Below are 18,132 nucleotides of genomic sequence, written 5' to 3'. Positions count from 1 at the left end.
TATGCTTAATATATCTACAAATAAAGTCTCTAATTTTCTCGATTTATACAGTTATAAATCTGGAAAAGCTACATTACATACCAATCAGCATAAATTATTTAGACGTTTACTTATCGTAAGTTCTATTTTGGTGCTAATTATTTTGTTATTACCATGGACCCAGAATATAACCAGCAAAGGTTATGTTACTACGTTAAAACCAAATCAGCGTCCGCAAACCTTACAATCTCCAATTCCTGGTCGTATAGATGAATGGCTTGTACAAGAAGGTGATTATGTAAAAAAAGGCGATACTATTATTAAAATATCTGAAATAAAAAGTGATTATTTCGATGAGCAATTAACCGATCGTACTAGCGACCAAATTCGTGCAAAGTCTGCTTCTGTAGATTCTTATAATTCAAAAGTTGGCGCCTTACGAAATCAATATTCAGCCTTAAAACAAGAGCAAAAATTAAAGTTAGAGCAAGCTAAAAACAAATTACTACAATCTAAGTTAAAAGTAACAACAGATAGTATGGATTTGGAAGCTGCAAAAATTAAAGCTACCATTGCACAAACCCAGTTTGAGCGTACTATTAATTTACAAGAAGAAGGATTAAAAGCTGTAAAAGATGTAGAAGAATTTAGGAATAAATTACAAGAAGCCAATGCGAAACTTAATTCACAAAAAAATAAATGGCTAGCTTCGAAGAACGAAGTTATAAACGCAGAACTAAGCGTCTCTACAATTGTTACTACATACAACGACAAATTAGCCAAGGCACAAAGCGATTTATATACCGCACAGTCTAGCGCTCTAGATACCGAAGCCCAAGTATCGAAACTAGAAAATAGTTTAGCCAATTACACCAAACGAAACAGTTTACAATATATTACTGCCCCGCAGGATGGCTACATAAATAAAGCAATAAAATCTGGTATTGGCGAAACCTTTAAAGAAGGCGAACCACTTGTTGGTATTATGCCTGCCAACTACGATTTGGCTGTAGAAATGTATGTAAAGCCAATGGATTTACCACTATTGCATTTAGGCGAACACGTGCAAGTACAATTCGATGGTTGGCCTGCTATTGTTTTTAGTGGTTGGCCAAACGTATCTTACGGAACTTACGGTGCTGTAATTGTTGCCATAGAAAATTTTGCAAACGAGCAAGGGTTATACCGAGTTTTAATAACGCGCGATCCCGATTACGAACCTTGGCCACAAGCTTTACGTGTAGGCTCTGGCGCGCAAACTATTGCCTTATTAGAAGATGTACCAATTTGGTACGAAATTTGGCGACAAATAAATGGTTTCCCTCCAAATTTCTATACACCTTTTGGCCACGAAGCATCCCAAAATAGTGATGCTAAAAAGTCTAAATAATCATTTAAAATTATGCAAATGATTTTTAAAAACACTCATATTAATCTCGTAAAAAAACTGAGTTTTTTATTTGTTTTAGGTTTTACATTTAATGTTGACGCCCAAATAACTAACGACAGTATTTTTACCTTAGAAGAATATTTAGGCATCGTTAAGCAATTTCATCCCATAGCGAAACAAGCTCGCTTAATTTCTAGCGAAGGTGAAGCCAAATTACTTAAAGCACGAGGTGCCTTCGATCCTAAAGTAGAAGTCGATTTTAACAACAAAGAATTTAAAGGCACCGAATATTACAACAAATTAAACGCCGCCTTTAAAATACCAACTTGGTACGGCATAGAGCTAAAAGCAAATTACGAAGATAATGAAGGCTATTATTTAAACCCTGAAGCCACAGTTCCAGAAGACGGACTGTATAGCGTTGGTGTTTCAATGTCGCTGGCTAAAGGTTTTCTTGCCAATAAGCGCATGACAACTTTAAAGCAAGCCAAACTTTACAGAAATATCGCTATAAATAAACAGCGTACTGTTGTAAACGAAGTGCTTTACAATGCCATTTCTACGTACTTTAATTGGTTAAAATCGTATCAAGAATTCCAAGTTTATAACGATTACTTAGTAAACGCTAACGAACGTTTAAATAATGTAATTTCTAGTTTTGAAGCCGGAGATAAGCCAGCGGTAGATACTCTTGAAGCTAGTATTAATTACAAAAATAGAGCGCTTGATGTAGAAAAATCACGTATTAAATACTTAAAATCGCAATTAGAACTTTCGAATTATTTGTGGTTAGAAAACAATGTTCCTATAGAACTAGATTATAGTTTAAAACCCGACACAAATTCACCTATTAAAATTGATGCTGTTTTAAACAGAAGTATTTTAGAAGTTACAGACAGCATTTTGGAAAATCACCCAAAAATAAAAGCCTTAGAATTCAAACAAAAACAACTCGTTCTCGAAAAACGCTTAAAAACAAGTAATTTACTCCCAAAAATTGATGTACAATACAACTTTTTAACCAGCGATTACGAACAAATAAATTCCCTAAACACACATAATTATAAAGCAGGAATAAACTTAAGTGTTCCACTTTTTTTACGAAAAGAGCGTGGCGATTTAAAACTTGCTAAAATTAAATTACAAGATATAAATTTCGATTTATCGGCAACCCGAGTAAGCTTACTAAACAAAATAAATGCTGTGCAACAAGAAATTAATTCGTACGAAACCCAAAATGGCATTGTAGAAAATTTGGTGAATGATTATAAGCGTTTAGTTATTGCCGAAGAACGAAAGTTTGAATTAGGCGAGGGTTCATTATTTTTAATAAACTACCGAGAAGCCAAACTTATTGAAACCGAACTTAAACGTATTGATGTAATAAATAAGGTTTTAAACACGAAAGCTAGTTTTGCTCAAATTTTAAATACCATTGAAAATTAAGTAATTAGCATCATTTTCGCAGAATTTTAAGTAACTTTATAATTCCTAAGAATTTAGCAAACGTTTTTTTAGTCCTCCTTTGGAGGGAAAACTAAGTTATAATTCGATATGAAAATTTTAGATGCACTTTTAAATTTAGATTTAAATTATTTAATAATTGCCTTATTAGCCCTATTCTTCACTTTAGAACAAGCACTTAACAACCCTTTTACATATAAAAAAAGAGGAAAGCATTTGTTCCAAAATCTGCTTTTTCAAATTTTATTTTATGTAATAAATCTTTTTTTTATTTCAGTTTTAATCACTGCAATAGAATGGTTAAACGCAAATAATATCGGGCTGTTTTATATAATAGAGCTTCCTTTTTGGCTAAAACTTATTTTGGGAGTTATTTTATACGATTTTTGTACGTATTGGCTACATAGAGCCTCGCACAAATCACCACTTTTATGGCGACTTCACCGCGTGCATCATAGTGATACCACCATGGATTCGTCTACAACGTTTCGGTTTCATCCAATAGAACTTGCCGTTGTTTATCAAGCAGGAAACATTGCTGCCGCTGCATTATTTGGTCTAGATGTAATCGCACTAACACTTTATTACTTTATTGTTTATATTTTCTTTTTCTTCGAGCATTCAAACCTCAACTATCCGCAGTGGTTAAATAAAACCATCGGTCTTTTGTTTGTAATGCCCGATCATCATAGAGTACATCATCACCAAAATCAATTTTACACCGACTCTAATTTTGCAGATATTTTTATTATTTGGGATCGTCTTTTTGGCACCTTTAAACTTATTCCTGTCTCAAAAATGCATTATGGTTTAATTGAATTTCAAGATGAAAAAAAACAGTCTTTTTTATATCTTATAAAAAGTCCTTTTATAAATGTTAAAAAAAATGACCATTAAAAATTAATATTCCAATTAAAATTAAATCACATAAAATAAATTAAAATAGCATTTAGTTGATTAGCCAAAAAATTAATAGAATTATTAAACAAATCATGCCTTTTGGTATTATCTGGCTCCTATTTGGTATCATTTTTTTAGTTATAGAGCACGCCGCTACTAAAGATTTTAATTATAGCGCACATGGGGCCATAAAACTAAACTACCAAATTGTGCTGTTTGCATTAACCGCCGTTACCATGGTTGGTTTTATTATTGGATTAATAGAATTACTTTTCATTAATAATTTGTTTACCAAAAAAAGCTTCTTTTTTAAAGTTATTGGAAAACTCATAATATACTCCCTTTTTCTTTTCGTAATAATTTGCATAACCTACCCAATTGCAGCCAGTATAGAACTAAAAACAGATGTTTTAAGCGCAGAAGTTTGGACAAAATTCGTGGACTATTTAAGCAGTATCACTTTTTTTAGCACCGGTTTCCAAATGGCTATATCACTAATTTTCACATTGTTTTATTACGAAATAAGTGAAAAAGTTGGAGCTAATGCCTTCTGGAATTTTATTACTGGTAAATATCACAAACCCAAAAACGAACTTAGAATTTTTATGTTTCTCGACATGAAATCTTCTACCGCAATTGCCGAAAAAATTGGCCACCATCAATATTTTAAACTTTTAAAATGGTATTACAATATAATTTCCGAAGGTGTTATAAAATATTCTGGTGAGATTTACCAATATGTTGGCGACGAGATGGTTGTTTCTTGGAAGGTTTCCAATAACAAAAGAAACAACAATTGCATAACATGTTTTTTTAAAATGAAAGATGACTTATTGAAACAAAAAAATGTATTTATTAACGAATTTAATGACGCTCCAACCTTTAAAGCAGGTATTCACGTTGGCGAGGTTACAACTGGCGCAATTGGCAGAATAAAAAAAGACGTTATTTTTACTGGAGATACGTTAAACACAACCGCTAGAATTCAAAGTTTATGCAACGAACTTTCTGAAGATTGATTAGTATCGGAACCACTATTAAAAATTTTAGAATTAGGCCTTGAGTTTTCTCCCAAATTCATAGCGCATCAAAAATTAAGAGGAAAAGAAAAACCCGTAAAACTTTACACCATAACAAAAAACACTAATTGAAATTACTAAAACTAGTGAATACTAATTTTTAAACCCTTTTTAAAAAACAAATCTCACCAATTGATTTTGTAAAAAATTTCCACTAAATTCGTTTAACGTCTAGTATAAGTCATTCAAACGATGTTATATCATTTAAGTTACATGCAATTTTGACCCTGTCCCAATAAAGACTACATAATTCTATGTATTATTCATAAAATGATAAAATAATCAGATAATTTTATTGAAATTCCATTTCCCAAGATTAATAGTTGTACCTTACAAACAACTATTAATCAACTATTTAAATATACTAAAAAATATTTGAAACTATAGGATTTAGCAGATTCGAAAAAGAGAAAAAAACAAAGTTTTATTTTGGAATCGAATCCTTAAGCAAAATGTGTTACAACACATTGAGAAACAAGTAAATAAAAATAGTACTAACCAATTAACACCAAAATTATGATTAACAAAAAAAAGTATTTAAAATCAAGTAAAGGAATATTACTATTAGCTTGTTTAGGCTTATCAATTGTAATGCAAAGTTGTGAAAACAAAAAAGCCAAAACTGAAAAAGTTGCAGAAATACAAACAGAAAAAACAATTTCGACAACTCAAAAATCCGTTGGCTCAATTATGGAACCACATGCAGGAGAACACGTGTGGGTTTTTCCTAAAAATAAAGATACACTTGGTTCAGGCGGAAAGCTTCAAGTATTTATGGATGCAGAGAGTCATCCTCACGCATCTGCGAGTTTTGCGAAATATGAATTAGGAGTTGGTGGAGCATTACCTGAACATAAACACAATAAAACCGAAGAAATTGCATATTTTTTATCAGGAGAAGGAGTTGTTATAACTTATGAGAATGGAAAACGTATTGAAACTCAAGTGAAAGAAGGATATGTATGGTATACTGCACCAGGAGAATATCACTCATTTAAAAATACAGGGGACGAACCCTTGAAATTAATTTTCACAGTTATACCGAATGATAAAGATGGTTTAATCTCTTTCTTCAAAAAGGTTGGAGCTGAACCTGGAAAAGAAGCTACAACTTTTAGTCCTGAAGAATTTGGAAAAATAGCGTCTGAACACGACTTAATTCTTAAACCTGTGAAAGTGGAATAATAAATAAAACCAGCTTGTAACAGCCTATATAATTAATTGTTCGGTCTGTGTGTACTCGGAAAACCCTACGGGTTTTCCTTTGGTTCGTTTTCTTTTACTAATTTAGTCCTAGCCAACACAACGAAATCGTACACAAACCCATTAAACCAAACTACCCGGCCACACCGTTAACTTTATCAAAATCCAATCTTTAGGTATTCCACGTTAGTACGGAATCCATAAAAGCAAAACCTCACTTTGGTAAGATCCTGAATCAAGTTCAGGATGACAGCATCAGTTAATTAATTTCTTAACCGCATCAAAATCTAGTCCGCCATAATTACCAGAACTCATTAAAAGAAGCGATTTGTTATCGAAATCTTGTGAGAATAAATAGTTTTTAAAATCGTCTGGGTTGGTGTAAATGATTAAATCGTCGCGCTTAAAAGCATTGGCTATTTGTTGCTCGCTAACCGCTTCTAACTTTTTAATTTCAACGGCATGCGGACTGTAAAATACCACAGCAACATCAGCGGCATCGAGCGCGCCATTATATTCTTTTAAAAATTCAGCATTTAAACTGCTGTATGTATGCAACTCTAAACAGGCAACCAAAGTACGGTTTGCATATTGCTCTTTTACTGCTTTTGTGGTTGCAGCGACTTTACTTGGCGAATGGGCAAAATCTTTATAAGCTACGCTTGTAGGGCTTTCGGCAATTTTTTCTAAACGTTTACTAGCGCCTTTAAAGGTTGAAATGGCTTCGTAAAAATCATCTTCATCAATGCCCATGTGTTGGCAAATCCATTTGGCACCAGCTAAATTATTTAGGTTGTGTTTACCAAAAACTTCTATCGGCATTGGGCCTTCGGTAGTTTCTAAAAAGGTTTCACCATTTTCAACAGTATATTCTGGTGTTTGGTAAGCTATTTTGCGTATAGGGTTTTCACTGGCTTCTACAACTCGTTTAACTTCGGCATCTTCTTCGTTGTAGTTTATATTGCCGCCCAATACAATGGAGTCGACAAATATTTTAAACTGTTCTACGTAATTCTCGTAGGTTGGAAACACATTTATATGATCCCAAGCAATACCGCTTAATAAGGCAATATTGGGTTTGTATAAATGAAATTTTGGTCGGCGGTCTATTGGCGAACTTAAATATTCGTCGCCTTCGAGCACAATAAAGTCGTTTTCTTCGGTAAGTTTCACCATAACATCGAAGCCTTCGAGTTGCGCGCCTACCATAAAATCGACATCACGATCGTGATAATGCATAACGTGCAAAATCATAGATGTTATAGTTGTTTTACCATGACTACCACCAATTACTACACGTGTTTTATTTTTAGATTGCTCGTATAAAAACTCTGGATAACTGTAAATTTTAAGCCCTAATTCCTGCGCTTTTAAAAGCTCGGGATTATCGGCTTTGGCATGCATTCCTAAAACAATAGCATCTAAATTTTCGGAGATTTTTTCTGGAAACCAACCAAATGCTTCCGGCAGCAATCCTTTGGCAGCTAACCTAGATTTTGATGGATCGAAAATAACATCGTCGCTACCTGTAACTTGGTAACCCTTATTGTGTAATGCAATGGCTAAATTGTGCATTGCTGCACCGCCTATGGCTATAAAATGTACATTCATAAAGCAAATATCTGTTTATAAGCTTAAATCTCAAAGTTTATGCTTTTATTTTTTAAAAGCATTGGTGGCTTCTATGTTTTTGGTTAACCTGAGCTCGATATAAAACCCATAAAAGAATAGCCAAAAACGCTATAAAAACAGATACTTGTCACCTTGAGCGCAGTCGAAAGGTCTCCAAATAATCTTATATCAATTAGGTTTCGACTTCGTTCAATCTGACAAAAGATATTATTTTTTGTTTTCAACTTAATAAAAGTGTTGTTAAATGGAACTTACCTTTTGTTATAAAAACTTGCCACTGGTGTAGCGCGTTAGGGATTGTAGCGGCATCCTTTTTTTTGTCACTTCGAGTGTTTTACGAAGTATGAGTAAAATGTATCGAGAAGCCAAAAAAAAGACCTGCCTGTCGGCAGGCAGGTATAGTGAAACATTTATGTTCATGAATTCAAAAATATAGAATAAAGAACCATAAATAAAAGCCCGACCACGAAAATTCGGGGGAACGCCCTTATTTACATGTTTAAAACCTTCTGCTTATGCGTTTTAAACGGCTCTATTTTTGGCAATTCGTTTAATGCTAAATTAATGTATTTTAAAGCTTCGGTTTTATTTTGTTTATGGTAATAAATTTGTGCTAAACGGTAATTTGCCCAAGCCACTGGCACACCGTCTATGGCAGAATAATTATTAAGATAAACATTAAGGCAGTTTATACCTTTTTGCAACTCCACATTATATTCTGCAGCCACTTTACCTATTTGGTAATACAGGGCGTTACGCTGATGTTTTTCGTGCGCTGCTTCAATATTTTTTATGGCATCTGCTGGCTTGTTTTTATTTTCGTAAAACTTGGTCAACTTATCGAAACAGACTAAAGAACCTCCTGTTTTTATTGCCATTTTATAATATTTTTCGGCAAGTTCTGGCTCGTCGTCGTACTCATAAACATAGCCTTTTGCCAAATAACCATCTACTTTCGAAAGGTTTTCTAGCTCGCTAGCATAACTTAATGCTTTGGTAGAACTTCCGCCAAAAAGCAAAGGCAACTGCACGTATAATTCTACTAAGGCCCAACGCACATTTATATGATTTTTATCGAGTTTGGCAGCGGTGGTAAAAGCCGTTTTTATATCGCTAATTAAGCCTATGGCCTTAAATTTATTTTCTAAAGCTTTCATGCCCAAAACACCTCCATATTTATATTGATAATTGGCTTCTTTGGGTTTTAAATCGACTAGGTTTTTATAGATTTTTATAGCGGCATCCCATTGTTTTTGGTAACCATAAGCATCGCCTAAATACTCTGTAGCTAGTAAATCGTTTGGTGTACTTTTTAAATACGTTTTTAGTTCGGTTTCAGCTTTTTTGTATTGTTTTTTGCTAAAATAAGCATCAATATTCGCTGTATTTAACTGGGCAAATAAGCATATCGGGCAGAATAAAAACAATAAAAAATTTCTCATAGAATGTCGGTCGAAAAAACAAAGTTAATCTTTCAAATTAAACCTGAAAAATGGCTAACTTAACTTCCATTATAAATCTTTTTAAAATTTTGGATTTTGGAACGGATTTTGATTTTTACTTTTTAGATACGAATCTATATGAAACAGACATTTACTATTTTAATGATTATACTTTTTGCAAACTTCACCACTGCACAAAATCCAGACTACACCAACTTATGGCAAAAGGTTGAAACATTTGAAGCCGAAGGTTTACCAAAATCGGCATTAAAAGTAGTGAACGACATTGCCGAAAAAGCAAAACAAGATAATAACACGCCGCAACTTATTAAAACCATGCTTTTTAAAGGCAAGTTTGCTCTTATTTTAGAAGAAGATGCGCAACTTAACATAATTAACGATTTTAAATCCCAAATTGAAGCTAGCAAGTTCCCTACTAAAAATGTTTTAGAGAGCATGCTTGCCAAAATGTATTGGCAATATTTTCAGCAAAACCGTTGGCAATTTTACAACCGCACAAAAACAAGCGAAAAGGTAGATAAAACCGATTTTAGAACTTGGGATTTACAAACACTTTTTCATGAAATACATGTGCATTACCAAAATGCCTTAGCGAGCGGGTTAATGCTTCAACAAGAAGATTTAAGTCAGTTCAATGATATTTTAATTCTTCAAAAGGACTCTAAAAAATACCGTCCTACCCTATTCGATTTTTTAAACCATGAAGCTCTAGAATTTTATAAAACGAATGAAACGCATATTACCCGACCTTCTTACAAATTCGAAATTGATAATCCAGATTTTTTAGCCGATGCCAAAACCTTTTCGGAACTAAAAATAACTTCAAAAGATTCGACTTCGTTACAATTAAATGCTTTAAAAATTTATCAAGATTTAATTCAATTTCATTTAAAAGACAATGCCATTTACGCTAAGGCAGATGCCGATATTGAGCGCTTAAAATTTGTAAACCAACACGCCCCAATTAGCAATAAAGAAACAATCCTTTTAAAAGCCCTTAAAACAGAAAAAAGCAAAGTTAAAAACCATGAGGTTTCCGGTTTATACGATTATGAAATTGCTAATATTTACCAGCATCAAAGTAAAAAACACAATGCAAAAACCCAAGAAGACTATCGTTGGAAAGCAAAAGAAGCTCTAGAAATTTGTAATAATGTCATTGCAAATTATCCAAAAAGTCATGCCGCCGAAAAATGCCAAGTTTTAAAACAAACCATTGAAGCTACTTCTTTAAAAATAACTGCAGAACGCTTTTTACCAACACAAAAGCACGCCAAAGTTTTGGTTGATTATAAAAATATTGACGTTTTAAATTTTAAACTATTTAAACTAAAAAGAAAAGAGCTTGAGAAATTTGAAGAGCTTTACCGTAAAGAAGAAAAACTAGATTTTATAAAAACCTTAAACGAGAACCAATCTTGGGAAAGTGTTTTAAAAAATGAAAACGATTACCAACAACATAGCACCGAAATTTTAATTCCGAAATTGGTTGGCGGCGATTATTTAATTTATGCCGAAATAAAAAACAACCCAGAAAATTTTGCTTACACAACAGTACAAGTCACCAATTTGGCTTTGGTTGAAACCGAAGCGATTACACAAAAAATATTTCAAGTAATTAACAGAACTAATGGCGCTCCTGTTAGTAACGCCAAAGTTGAAATGAGTTATTCTGAAAGAAATTCACGCGCCATTAATCGTGAAGAATACACCACAAACAACTACGGAGAAATACGTATTGAAAAAACCAACGATTGGTACAGAAACATAACTTTAAAAGTAAGCAACGCTAACGAAACGGCTTATTTTGGCAATTATAATGTCTATACTAAATACCAAGAACCTCGAGAAAAAACACAATACAAAGCTTTCATTTTCACCGATAGAAGCATTTATCGTCCTGGGCAAACCGTGTTTTTTAAAGCCATTGCCATAAAAACTAAAAACAATAAATCTGAAGTTGTTGATAACGAACCTGTTTATGTTACACTTTATAATGTAAACAACGAAGAAGTTAGCAAATTAGAATTTAAAACCAACGAATTTGGCTCGGTTTCCGGTGAATTCATTTTACCAAACAACGGTTTAAATGGCGAATATTACATAGAATTTGACGGCGACAATAAAGACTTTTATACAGATCACTATTTTTCTGTAGAAGAATACAAACGTCCTAAATTTAAAACCGAATTTATACCCGTTACAGACACTTATAAAATTAACGATTCGGTTACCGTAACAGGAAATGCGCTAGCTTATGCCGGCAGCAATATTACCGATGCTAAAGTGGTTTACCGTGTACAACGAAAAGTACAATATCCGCGTTGGTATTTTTGGTACAGACCATATTTTAGCAGCGAAGCTCAAGAAATTACACATGGCGAAACCGCAACCGATGCTTCCGGAAACTTCGAAATTACTTTTAAAGCGCTTCCAGACCAAAGTGTAGATAAAAACAGCTTACCCATTTTTAACTACGAAATCACTGCCGATGTAACCGATTTAAACGGAGAAACCAGAAGTGCAACAACCATTGTTAACGTAGGTTATCATGCCTTAACTGCCCAATTAACCGTAGATGCTTTAATTGATAAAAACAAGAAAAACCAAAGTATTTCTATTGATACAAAAAACTTAAATGGCGAATTTGTTCCGGCTCAAGGTGATATTAAAATTTATAAACTTAAAGCTCCGGAAACCGTTGTAAGACCTCGCCCTTGGGCAACGCCAGATTATCAAGAATTCTCGAAAGAAGCATACAAAAACTTATTCCCTAATGAAGCTTATAAAAATGAAGACAATTCGGCTAATTGGGAAAAAGGCACACTTGTTTTTAGTAGCGATTTTAAAACCGAAAACGCTAAACAAATAGATTTAGGAAAACTTAAAAAATGGGAATCTGGCCAATACCTCATCACTTTAGAAAGTAAAGACAAATTCGGACAATTAGTTAAAGACGAAGTTAAAACTACCTTATTTAGTGAAACCGATAAAACTTTAGCCGATAAGCAATTGTTTAGTATCACAACCAACAAATCAAAATATAATATTGGTGAAACTGCAGTTGTTACTGTAGCTTCTGCTTCCAAAGATGTATCGGTTACTATTCGTATTGAAAAAGACAAAAAAATTATAAAAACCGAAATAATTCAGCTTAACAATAATAAAAAAAGCATTTCAGTTCCCGTTGAAACTAACGACATTGGCGGTTTTGTAGTGCATTATAGTTTTGCCGCCTATAACAGTTATAAATCTGGTACAACTTATATTGCTGTGCCCTATCCTAAAACCGATTTAAACATTGAAACCAATACGTTTCGCGATAAATTACAACCAGGAACCAACGAAACTTGGAGTTTTAACATAAAAGGCCCTAAAAGCGAAAAAGTAAGCGCCGAATTTTTAGCAAACATGTATGATGCTTCACTCGACCAGTTTAAACCTCATAATTGGTATTTCAATCCTGTGAATAACCCAACATATTACATTGGTACTAGCAATAAAGCTTACAGCAGTTTTGGCAACACTAATTTTCAAGTTTATAATTACAACCCGCGAACAACTTACCCTCAGCAATATTACGATGAATTGAATTGGTTTGGATTTAGGTTTGGTAATGGAAATTTAATGATAAGAGGCATGAGTAATGTTTCGAGCGCGCTTAGTGGTCGTGTAGCTGGTGTCCAGGTTGTTGAAGACGAAGCCATTTTAGATGAAGTAGTTGTGGTTGGTTACGGTACACAAAAAAGAAACGCTAAAGTTGGAGCAATTGCAAGCGCTCCTGCAGAAGCCGAAGCCGACAGTCTTAATGAAGATATAATAGAAGAAACTTCCGAAGAATCAGCCACAGAAACCCCAAATTTCGATAACATACAAATTCGTAAAAATTTACAAGAAACCGCTTTCTTTTTTCCTCAGCTAACAACCGACGAAGCTGGAAATGTAAGTTTTAGTTTCACCACACCTGAAGCTTTAACCCAATGGAAATTGCAACTTTTAGCACACACCAAAAACCTAGAAAGCGCAACAAAAACACTTACTACAGTTACACAAAAGGAACTTATGGTAACACCTAACGCACCACGCTTTTTACGCCATGGCGATAGCATTACTATTAGTACAAAAATTGCAAACCTAACAGACAACCAATTATCAGGAAACGCATTTTTAGTCCTTACAGATGCTATTTCTGGAGAAGATGTTACAAAAGAACTTGTCAGGTTGAGCGCAGTCGAAACCTTCGTGGTTAACCCACAAGCCAACACACAAGTGTCATGGCAACTTAGTATTCCAGACACTATCGATGCGGTTCAATATAAAATTGTCGCAAAATCCGACACCTTTAGCGATGGCGAACAAAACGCTCTACCGGTTTTAAGTAATCGTATGTTAGTTACAGAAACGCTTCCTATGTGGATTAAAAGTAACGAAACCCGAACCTTTACACTCGATAAATTAAAGACCAATTCGTCTGCTACATTAAAACATCATAAGCTAACTTTAGAAATCACTTCAAATCCGGCATGGTACGCTGTGCAAGCTTTACCATATTTAATGGAATATCCTTACGAATGTAACGAGCAAACATTTAGCAGGTATTATGCGAATGCTTTGGCAAGCCACATTGCAAATTCTAATCCGCGAATTCAGGAGGTTTTTAACCAATGGGCCAATGCAGATGCTCTTGTTTCTAACCTTGAAAAAAACGAAGAATTAAAATCTATTTTAATACAAGAAACGCCTTGGCTTCGTGATGCACAAAGTGAAACCGAACAGAAAAAACGCATCGCCTTATTATTCAATTTAAACAAAATGAATAATGAATTACAATCGGCAATCAACAAACTAAAATCTAACCAAATGAGTTCTGGTGCTTGGAGTTGGTTTAAAGGCGGACGCGAAAACCGATACATTACCCAACATATTATTTCTGGTTTTGGGCATCTTAATAAACTAAATGTCACAAATAATTATGATGAAACCTCTAAAATGATTCAAAAAGCCATCAAATATTTAGATGCGCAGTTTGTTAAAGAATATAAAGGCCTAACAAAATACAATGCTAAAGTTGATTTAAGCAAAAATCATTTAAGCTATACACAGCTTCAATATTTATACATGCGAAGCTTCTTCCCAGAAATTAAACCTTCAAAGGAAGTTGAAAACATTATGGATTATTACCAAACTCAAATTCAAAAGTATTGGATAAATAGAAGTTTATACGCAAAAGGATTAATGGCGCTCGTTTCATATAGAAAAGATGATAAAAATACAGCATCAAAAATTTTAAAATCGCTAAAAGAAACGAGTATTACTAATGAAGAATTGGGCATGTACTGGAAAACAAACACGAACTCATGGTTTTGGTATCAAGCACCCATTGAAACACAAGCACTTTTAATTGAAGCCTTTTCTGAAGCAGGCGAAGTGCTTTATGTCTCGCGGAACGAAATTGAAGCACAGAAAAAGAATTTAAAAACCATAGACAATCTAAAAATTTGGTTACTTAAAAATAAGCAAACCAACCGTTGGAAAACTACCAAAGCAACTACCGAAGCGGTTTATGCTTTATTGCTTCAAGGTAGTGATTGGTTAAGCGTTACTGAAGCTGTTGATGTTTTAGTAGCTAATAAAAAAATTGAACCTAAAAAGCTAGAGAACGTAAAAGTTGAAGCCGGAACGGGTTACTTTAAAACCTCATGGAATCCGTCAGAAATTAAACCCGAAATGGCCAACGTTACACTAACTAAAAAAGGCGATGGTATTGCTTGGGGCGGATTGTATTGGCAATATTTTGAAGATTTAGATAAAATTTCATCGGCAGAAACACCATTAAGTCTTAAAAAGAAGCTTTTCAAAAAAACAAATACAGATTTTGGAGAAGAAATCACCGAAATTACTGAAAACACCAAACTTGAAGTTGGCGATTTAGTTCGCGTTCGTATTGAGTTGCGCAGCGATCGTGCTATGGAATTTATACACATGAAAGACATGCGTGCCGCAGGTTTAGAACCCGTAAATGTAATTAGTCAATACAAATGGCAAGACGGTTTGGGCTATTATGAAAGCACAAAAGATGCGAGCACAAACTTCTTTTTCGACTATTTACCAAAAGGAATTTATGTTTTCGAATACGATTTACGTGTTAACAATGCTGGTAATATGAGTAATGGCATTACCACCATACAAAGCATGTACGCACCCGAATTTAGTAGCCATAGCGAAGGCGTAAGATTACATATAAACTAAATTGTTTAAATTTGTAACAGATTTGTCCCAAAATCTATTACGCCTATGAAACGGTTATTCTTTTTTAAATTAATTTTCCTGCTTGGTATGTTATGCCTTCTAGCTTGTGGTGGGCAAAAACAAATTAGCGATAACAGCATTCCTATTACCAAAAACCCTAAACTATTATTTATTAATTACACTTTAGAAGCACAAGAAGAAAACACAAAAAAAATACAACTAATAAATAAAAAAATCACAGACGGTCTGGTAAAAACCCAAAGTCATAAATTTATTAGCCAACCCAATGTTGATGATATTAAATGTGTACAATTAGATAAAAATTACAAAACAATTCACGTTGATTATATAAGAAATCCGTTAATTAAGTTTACCGAAACGACTAACGAATCGCTTGAATTTTCAAGACAAAAACACATCTTAAAAAAAGCTCCAATTTCACTTAAATTACAATTACATCCCGAAGCGCATTATTTAAGGTTACTTGTAATAACCGATAACAAAAAAAGCACAACAGAGCTTATAACCACAAAACTGGATTAAAAATGAAAAAGGTTAATTTTTTTATCATATTGATGTTATCAAGCTTTTTAAACGCTCAGGTTTTTGATGTAGAAACTATTAAATATTCTGGTGATGACAATAATCGTATTAACCTAGTTATTTTAAGTGAAGGTTATCAAGAAAGTGAGTTGGCGGATTTTATTTCTGATGCGGAAAAATTCACTTCAACCATGTTTGCAGAAGCTCCTTTTTCTAATTACACTAATTATTTTAATGTTTACGCTGTAAAAGTACCATCGAACGAAAGTGGTGCCGACAGGCCTTCTACAAACACTTACGTAGACACTTATTTTAACGCTACCCATGAAGCCTTTGGTAAACCATATTTACTTTATTACGAAGTCGATGGGTATAGCACCAATAACACCGAAGCAAAAATACTTAGCGTTTTAGCTGATAATACACCTAATTATGACGTTGGACTTATTTTGGTAAATTCTCCCGATTATGGTGGTAGCGGTGGTAGTTTCCCTATGGCTTATAATGGCTATTGGGGTAATAATGTAATTATGCACGAAATCGGGCATTCGCTTTTCGATTTAAAAGATGAATATTATCCTGGAGATGAATTAGCGTCAGAAGCTATTAACATGACAAAAGAAACCAACACGAACAGTGTTAAATGGAAAAACTGGCTTAACACAAATAGCGTTGGCATTTACCAATATACTTGCGACACGGGAAATTGTGCAGACTGGTATAAACCACACCAAAACTGCATTATGGAGAAAATAGACAAAGGATTTTGTTCGGTTTGTAAAGAAGGAATGGTGGCAAGAATTCACGAGTTAATTTCTCCAATTGATAGTTATTTACCGAGTGCAAGTAACATAGAAGCGTTAAACTTCCCAATTGATTTCTCGCTTAGTTTAATTAAACCAAACCCTAACACCTTAGAAAGCAATTGGACATTAAACAGCAACGTTTTTGCTAATAATTTAGATGAAGTTTCTATTAACGAAACCGATTTAGTTGAAGGCGAAAACACACTTATAACTGCCATTACAGACAACACAAGCCTTATTAGAATTGACGATTACGAAACCATAAATATACACACCGTAACTTGGAGTATTAATTACTCTACTTTAGGTATTGAAACTATTAGTAGCGAAAACAATTTGAGTATTAAAATGTATCCAAACCCTACTAAAAACACCATTAATTTTTCATTTGAAAACGGAAATAATTCTAACCTAAAAATTGAAATTATAAGTTTAGACGGTAAGCGAATTAAAACGTTATCGCTTAAAAATTTCGAAACCGAAAGTGTAAATATTAGCAAATTAAACGCCGGAGTTTATTTAGCCAATTTTTATTCTGATAATGCGTTGTTATCTACAAAAAAACTTATTAAACAGTAGCTGTTTTCTTTTTAAAAGTAAAGGCTTCTAGCCTAAAATAAAAAAACGACCAAAACTACAAATGTAGCTTCAATCGTTAATTATCAAAAAAAATCTAAATGCTTCGTGTTTATTTTTGCGGCGGCATAGTTGGGCGCACCTCTATTTTACTTGGTAAAGTACGCGGATTCATTTTAAGCAAATCTACCACCAACTCACCAATATCTTCACCTTGAATTTTCCAAGCTTCATCTTCACTTGGTGTTCTTCCGTTAAAATAAGTCGATACAGAACCTGGCATTATTGTACTAACTTTTACATTATGCTGGCGCAAATCTAACATTACGGCTTGGGTAAACCCTGTAACACCAAATTTGCTCGCATTGTAAGCCGACCCTTTTGCAAAAAAGTTTGTTCCTGCCAAACTCGAAATGCTAATAAAATAACCTTGTGTTTGTTTTAAAGCTTCAACCGTAGTTTTAATGGAATAAAAAACACCTGTTAAATTGGTATCGATTATTTCGTGCCATTGCTCCAGCGTTAAATCTTCTATACTCGCAAAATGCCCCAAACCTGCATTAGCAACTACAATATCTATCTGTTTAAAACGCTCTAAAATTTCTTTTACCGCATTTTCTTGACTTTCATAATTTCTAACATCGGCTTCTACCCCTATAGCTTCAGCTTCTGTAGTTTTAGTTTTGTTTAATTCTGCAGCTGCTTTATTGGCAGCTGCTTTACTTCTGCTCGTTACAGCAACGTTAATGCCTTCGTTTAATAAAGCTAAAGCCGTAGCGTAACCTATGCCTTTTGATCCGCCGGTTATTAAAGCGGTTTTATGTTTTAATGTATTCAAAATATATGCT

Annotated in this window: 11 protein-coding genes; 8 read left to right on the top strand and 3 right to left on the bottom strand. The window is 33.8% G+C overall.

Annotated elements, in window-relative coordinates:
- Window position 1: 1 nt before the first annotated feature.
- The 5 genes from PW52_RS01085 to PW52_RS16970 all read left to right on the top strand — a co-directional run bounded on the left by PW52_RS01085 (window position 2) and on the right by PW52_RS16970 (window position 5,997).
- Window positions 2-1,369 carry an HlyD family secretion protein gene (locus PW52_RS01085; protein ID WP_044631075.1) on the top strand — a complete coding sequence of 456 codons (1,368 nt, stop codon included), beginning with the start codon at window positions 2-4 and terminating at the stop codon, window positions 1,367-1,369.
- A gap of 18 nt (window positions 1,370-1,387) precedes the next feature.
- Window positions 1,388-2,815, top strand: coding sequence for a TolC family protein (locus tag PW52_RS01080; RefSeq protein ID WP_082050816.1), 1,428 nt, complete (start codon window positions 1,388-1,390; stop codon window positions 2,813-2,815).
- A gap of 108 nt (window positions 2,816-2,923) precedes the next feature.
- Complete coding sequence (locus PW52_RS01075) at window positions 2,924-3,730, top strand: sterol desaturase family protein (protein ID WP_044631074.1); 807 nt, start codon at window positions 2,924-2,926, stop codon at window positions 3,728-3,730.
- Between the two features lie 56 nt (window positions 3,731-3,786).
- Window positions 3,787-4,752, top strand: a complete 966-nt coding sequence (locus PW52_RS01070) for an adenylate/guanylate cyclase domain-containing protein (protein ID WP_131453958.1) — start codon at window positions 3,787-3,789, stop codon at window positions 4,750-4,752.
- A 576-nt stretch (window positions 4,753-5,328) separates the two neighbouring features.
- Window positions 5,329-5,997 carry a cupin domain-containing protein gene (locus tag PW52_RS16970; protein ID WP_052823304.1) on the top strand — a complete coding sequence of 223 codons (669 nt, stop codon included), beginning with the start codon at window positions 5,329-5,331 and terminating at the stop codon, window positions 5,995-5,997.
- Window positions 5,998-6,270: 273 nt separating this feature from the next.
- Here PW52_RS16970 and PW52_RS01060 read toward each other — a convergent pair whose 3' ends face one another.
- A complete protein-coding gene (locus PW52_RS01060; RefSeq protein ID WP_044631073.1) occupies window positions 6,271-7,626 on the bottom strand; it encodes a UDP-N-acetylmuramate--L-alanine ligase in 1,356 nt (451 codons plus the stop codon).
- Between the two features lie 512 nt (window positions 7,627-8,138).
- Window positions 8,139-9,089 (bottom strand): tetratricopeptide repeat protein, encoded by a 951-nt coding sequence (locus PW52_RS01055; protein ID WP_044631072.1) that lies wholly within the window; start codon window positions 9,087-9,089, stop codon window positions 8,139-8,141.
- A 138-nt stretch (window positions 9,090-9,227) separates the two neighbouring features.
- Between PW52_RS01055 and PW52_RS01050 the strand changes: the two genes are divergently transcribed.
- The 3 genes from PW52_RS01050 to PW52_RS01040 are packed head-to-tail and all read left to right on the top strand — an operon-like array spanning window position 9,228 to window position 17,287.
- Complete coding sequence (locus PW52_RS01050; RefSeq protein WP_044631071.1) at window positions 9,228-15,359, top strand: alpha-2-macroglobulin family protein; 6,132 nt, start codon at window positions 9,228-9,230, stop codon at window positions 15,357-15,359.
- A 45-nt stretch (window positions 15,360-15,404) separates the two neighbouring features.
- Window positions 15,405-15,902 (top strand): hypothetical protein, encoded by a 498-nt coding sequence (locus PW52_RS01045; RefSeq protein ID WP_044631070.1) that lies wholly within the window; start codon window positions 15,405-15,407, stop codon window positions 15,900-15,902.
- Between the two features lie 2 nt (window positions 15,903-15,904).
- Window positions 15,905-17,287 (top strand): T9SS type A sorting domain-containing protein, encoded by a 1,383-nt coding sequence (locus PW52_RS01040; protein WP_044631069.1) that lies wholly within the window; start codon window positions 15,905-15,907, stop codon window positions 17,285-17,287.
- Window positions 17,288-17,396: 109 nt separating this feature from the next.
- Here the strand turns inward: PW52_RS01040 and PW52_RS01035 are convergent, their stop codons facing one another.
- A complete protein-coding gene (locus tag PW52_RS01035) occupies window positions 17,397-18,122 on the bottom strand; it encodes an SDR family oxidoreductase (RefSeq protein ID WP_044631068.1) in 726 nt (241 codons plus the stop codon).
- Between the last annotated feature and the right edge of the window lie 10 nt (window positions 18,123-18,132).

Origin of the sequence: Neotamlana sedimentorum, assembly GCF_000943565.1 — a bacterium.
Classification (GTDB): domain Bacteria; phylum Bacteroidota; class Bacteroidia; order Flavobacteriales; family Flavobacteriaceae; genus Neotamlana; species Neotamlana sedimentorum.
This window is presented reverse-complemented; position numbering and strand designations above follow the sequence as displayed.

What these genes read in the sequence shown, in the direction of transcription:
- PW52_RS01045 (WP_044631070.1), top strand. Translation starts at nt 15,405, where the DNA reads ATGAAACGGTTATTCTTTTTTAAATTAATTTTCCTGCTTGGTATGTTA.
- PW52_RS16970 (WP_052823304.1), top strand. Translation starts at nt 5,329, where the DNA reads ATGATTAACAAAAAAAAGTATTTAAAATCAAGTAAAGGAATATTACTA.
- PW52_RS01085 (WP_044631075.1), top strand. Translation starts at nt 2, where the DNA reads ATGCTTAATATATCTACAAATAAAGTCTCTAATTTTCTCGATTTATAC.
- PW52_RS01050 (WP_044631071.1), top strand. Translation starts at nt 9,228, where the DNA reads ATGAAACAGACATTTACTATTTTAATGATTATACTTTTTGCAAACTTC.
- PW52_RS01040 (WP_044631069.1), top strand. Translation starts at nt 15,905, where the DNA reads ATGAAAAAGGTTAATTTTTTTATCATATTGATGTTATCAAGCTTTTTA.
- PW52_RS01075 (WP_044631074.1), top strand. Translation starts at nt 2,924, where the DNA reads ATGAAAATTTTAGATGCACTTTTAAATTTAGATTTAAATTATTTAATA.
- PW52_RS01060 (WP_044631073.1), bottom strand. Translation starts at nt 7,626, where the DNA reads ATGAATGTACATTTTATAGCCATAGGCGGTGCAGCAATGCACAATTTA.
- PW52_RS01080 (WP_082050816.1), top strand. Translation starts at nt 1,388, where the DNA reads ATGATTTTTAAAAACACTCATATTAATCTCGTAAAAAAACTGAGTTTT.
- PW52_RS01055 (WP_044631072.1), bottom strand. Translation starts at nt 9,089, where the DNA reads ATGAGAAATTTTTTATTGTTTTTATTCTGCCCGATATGCTTATTTGCC.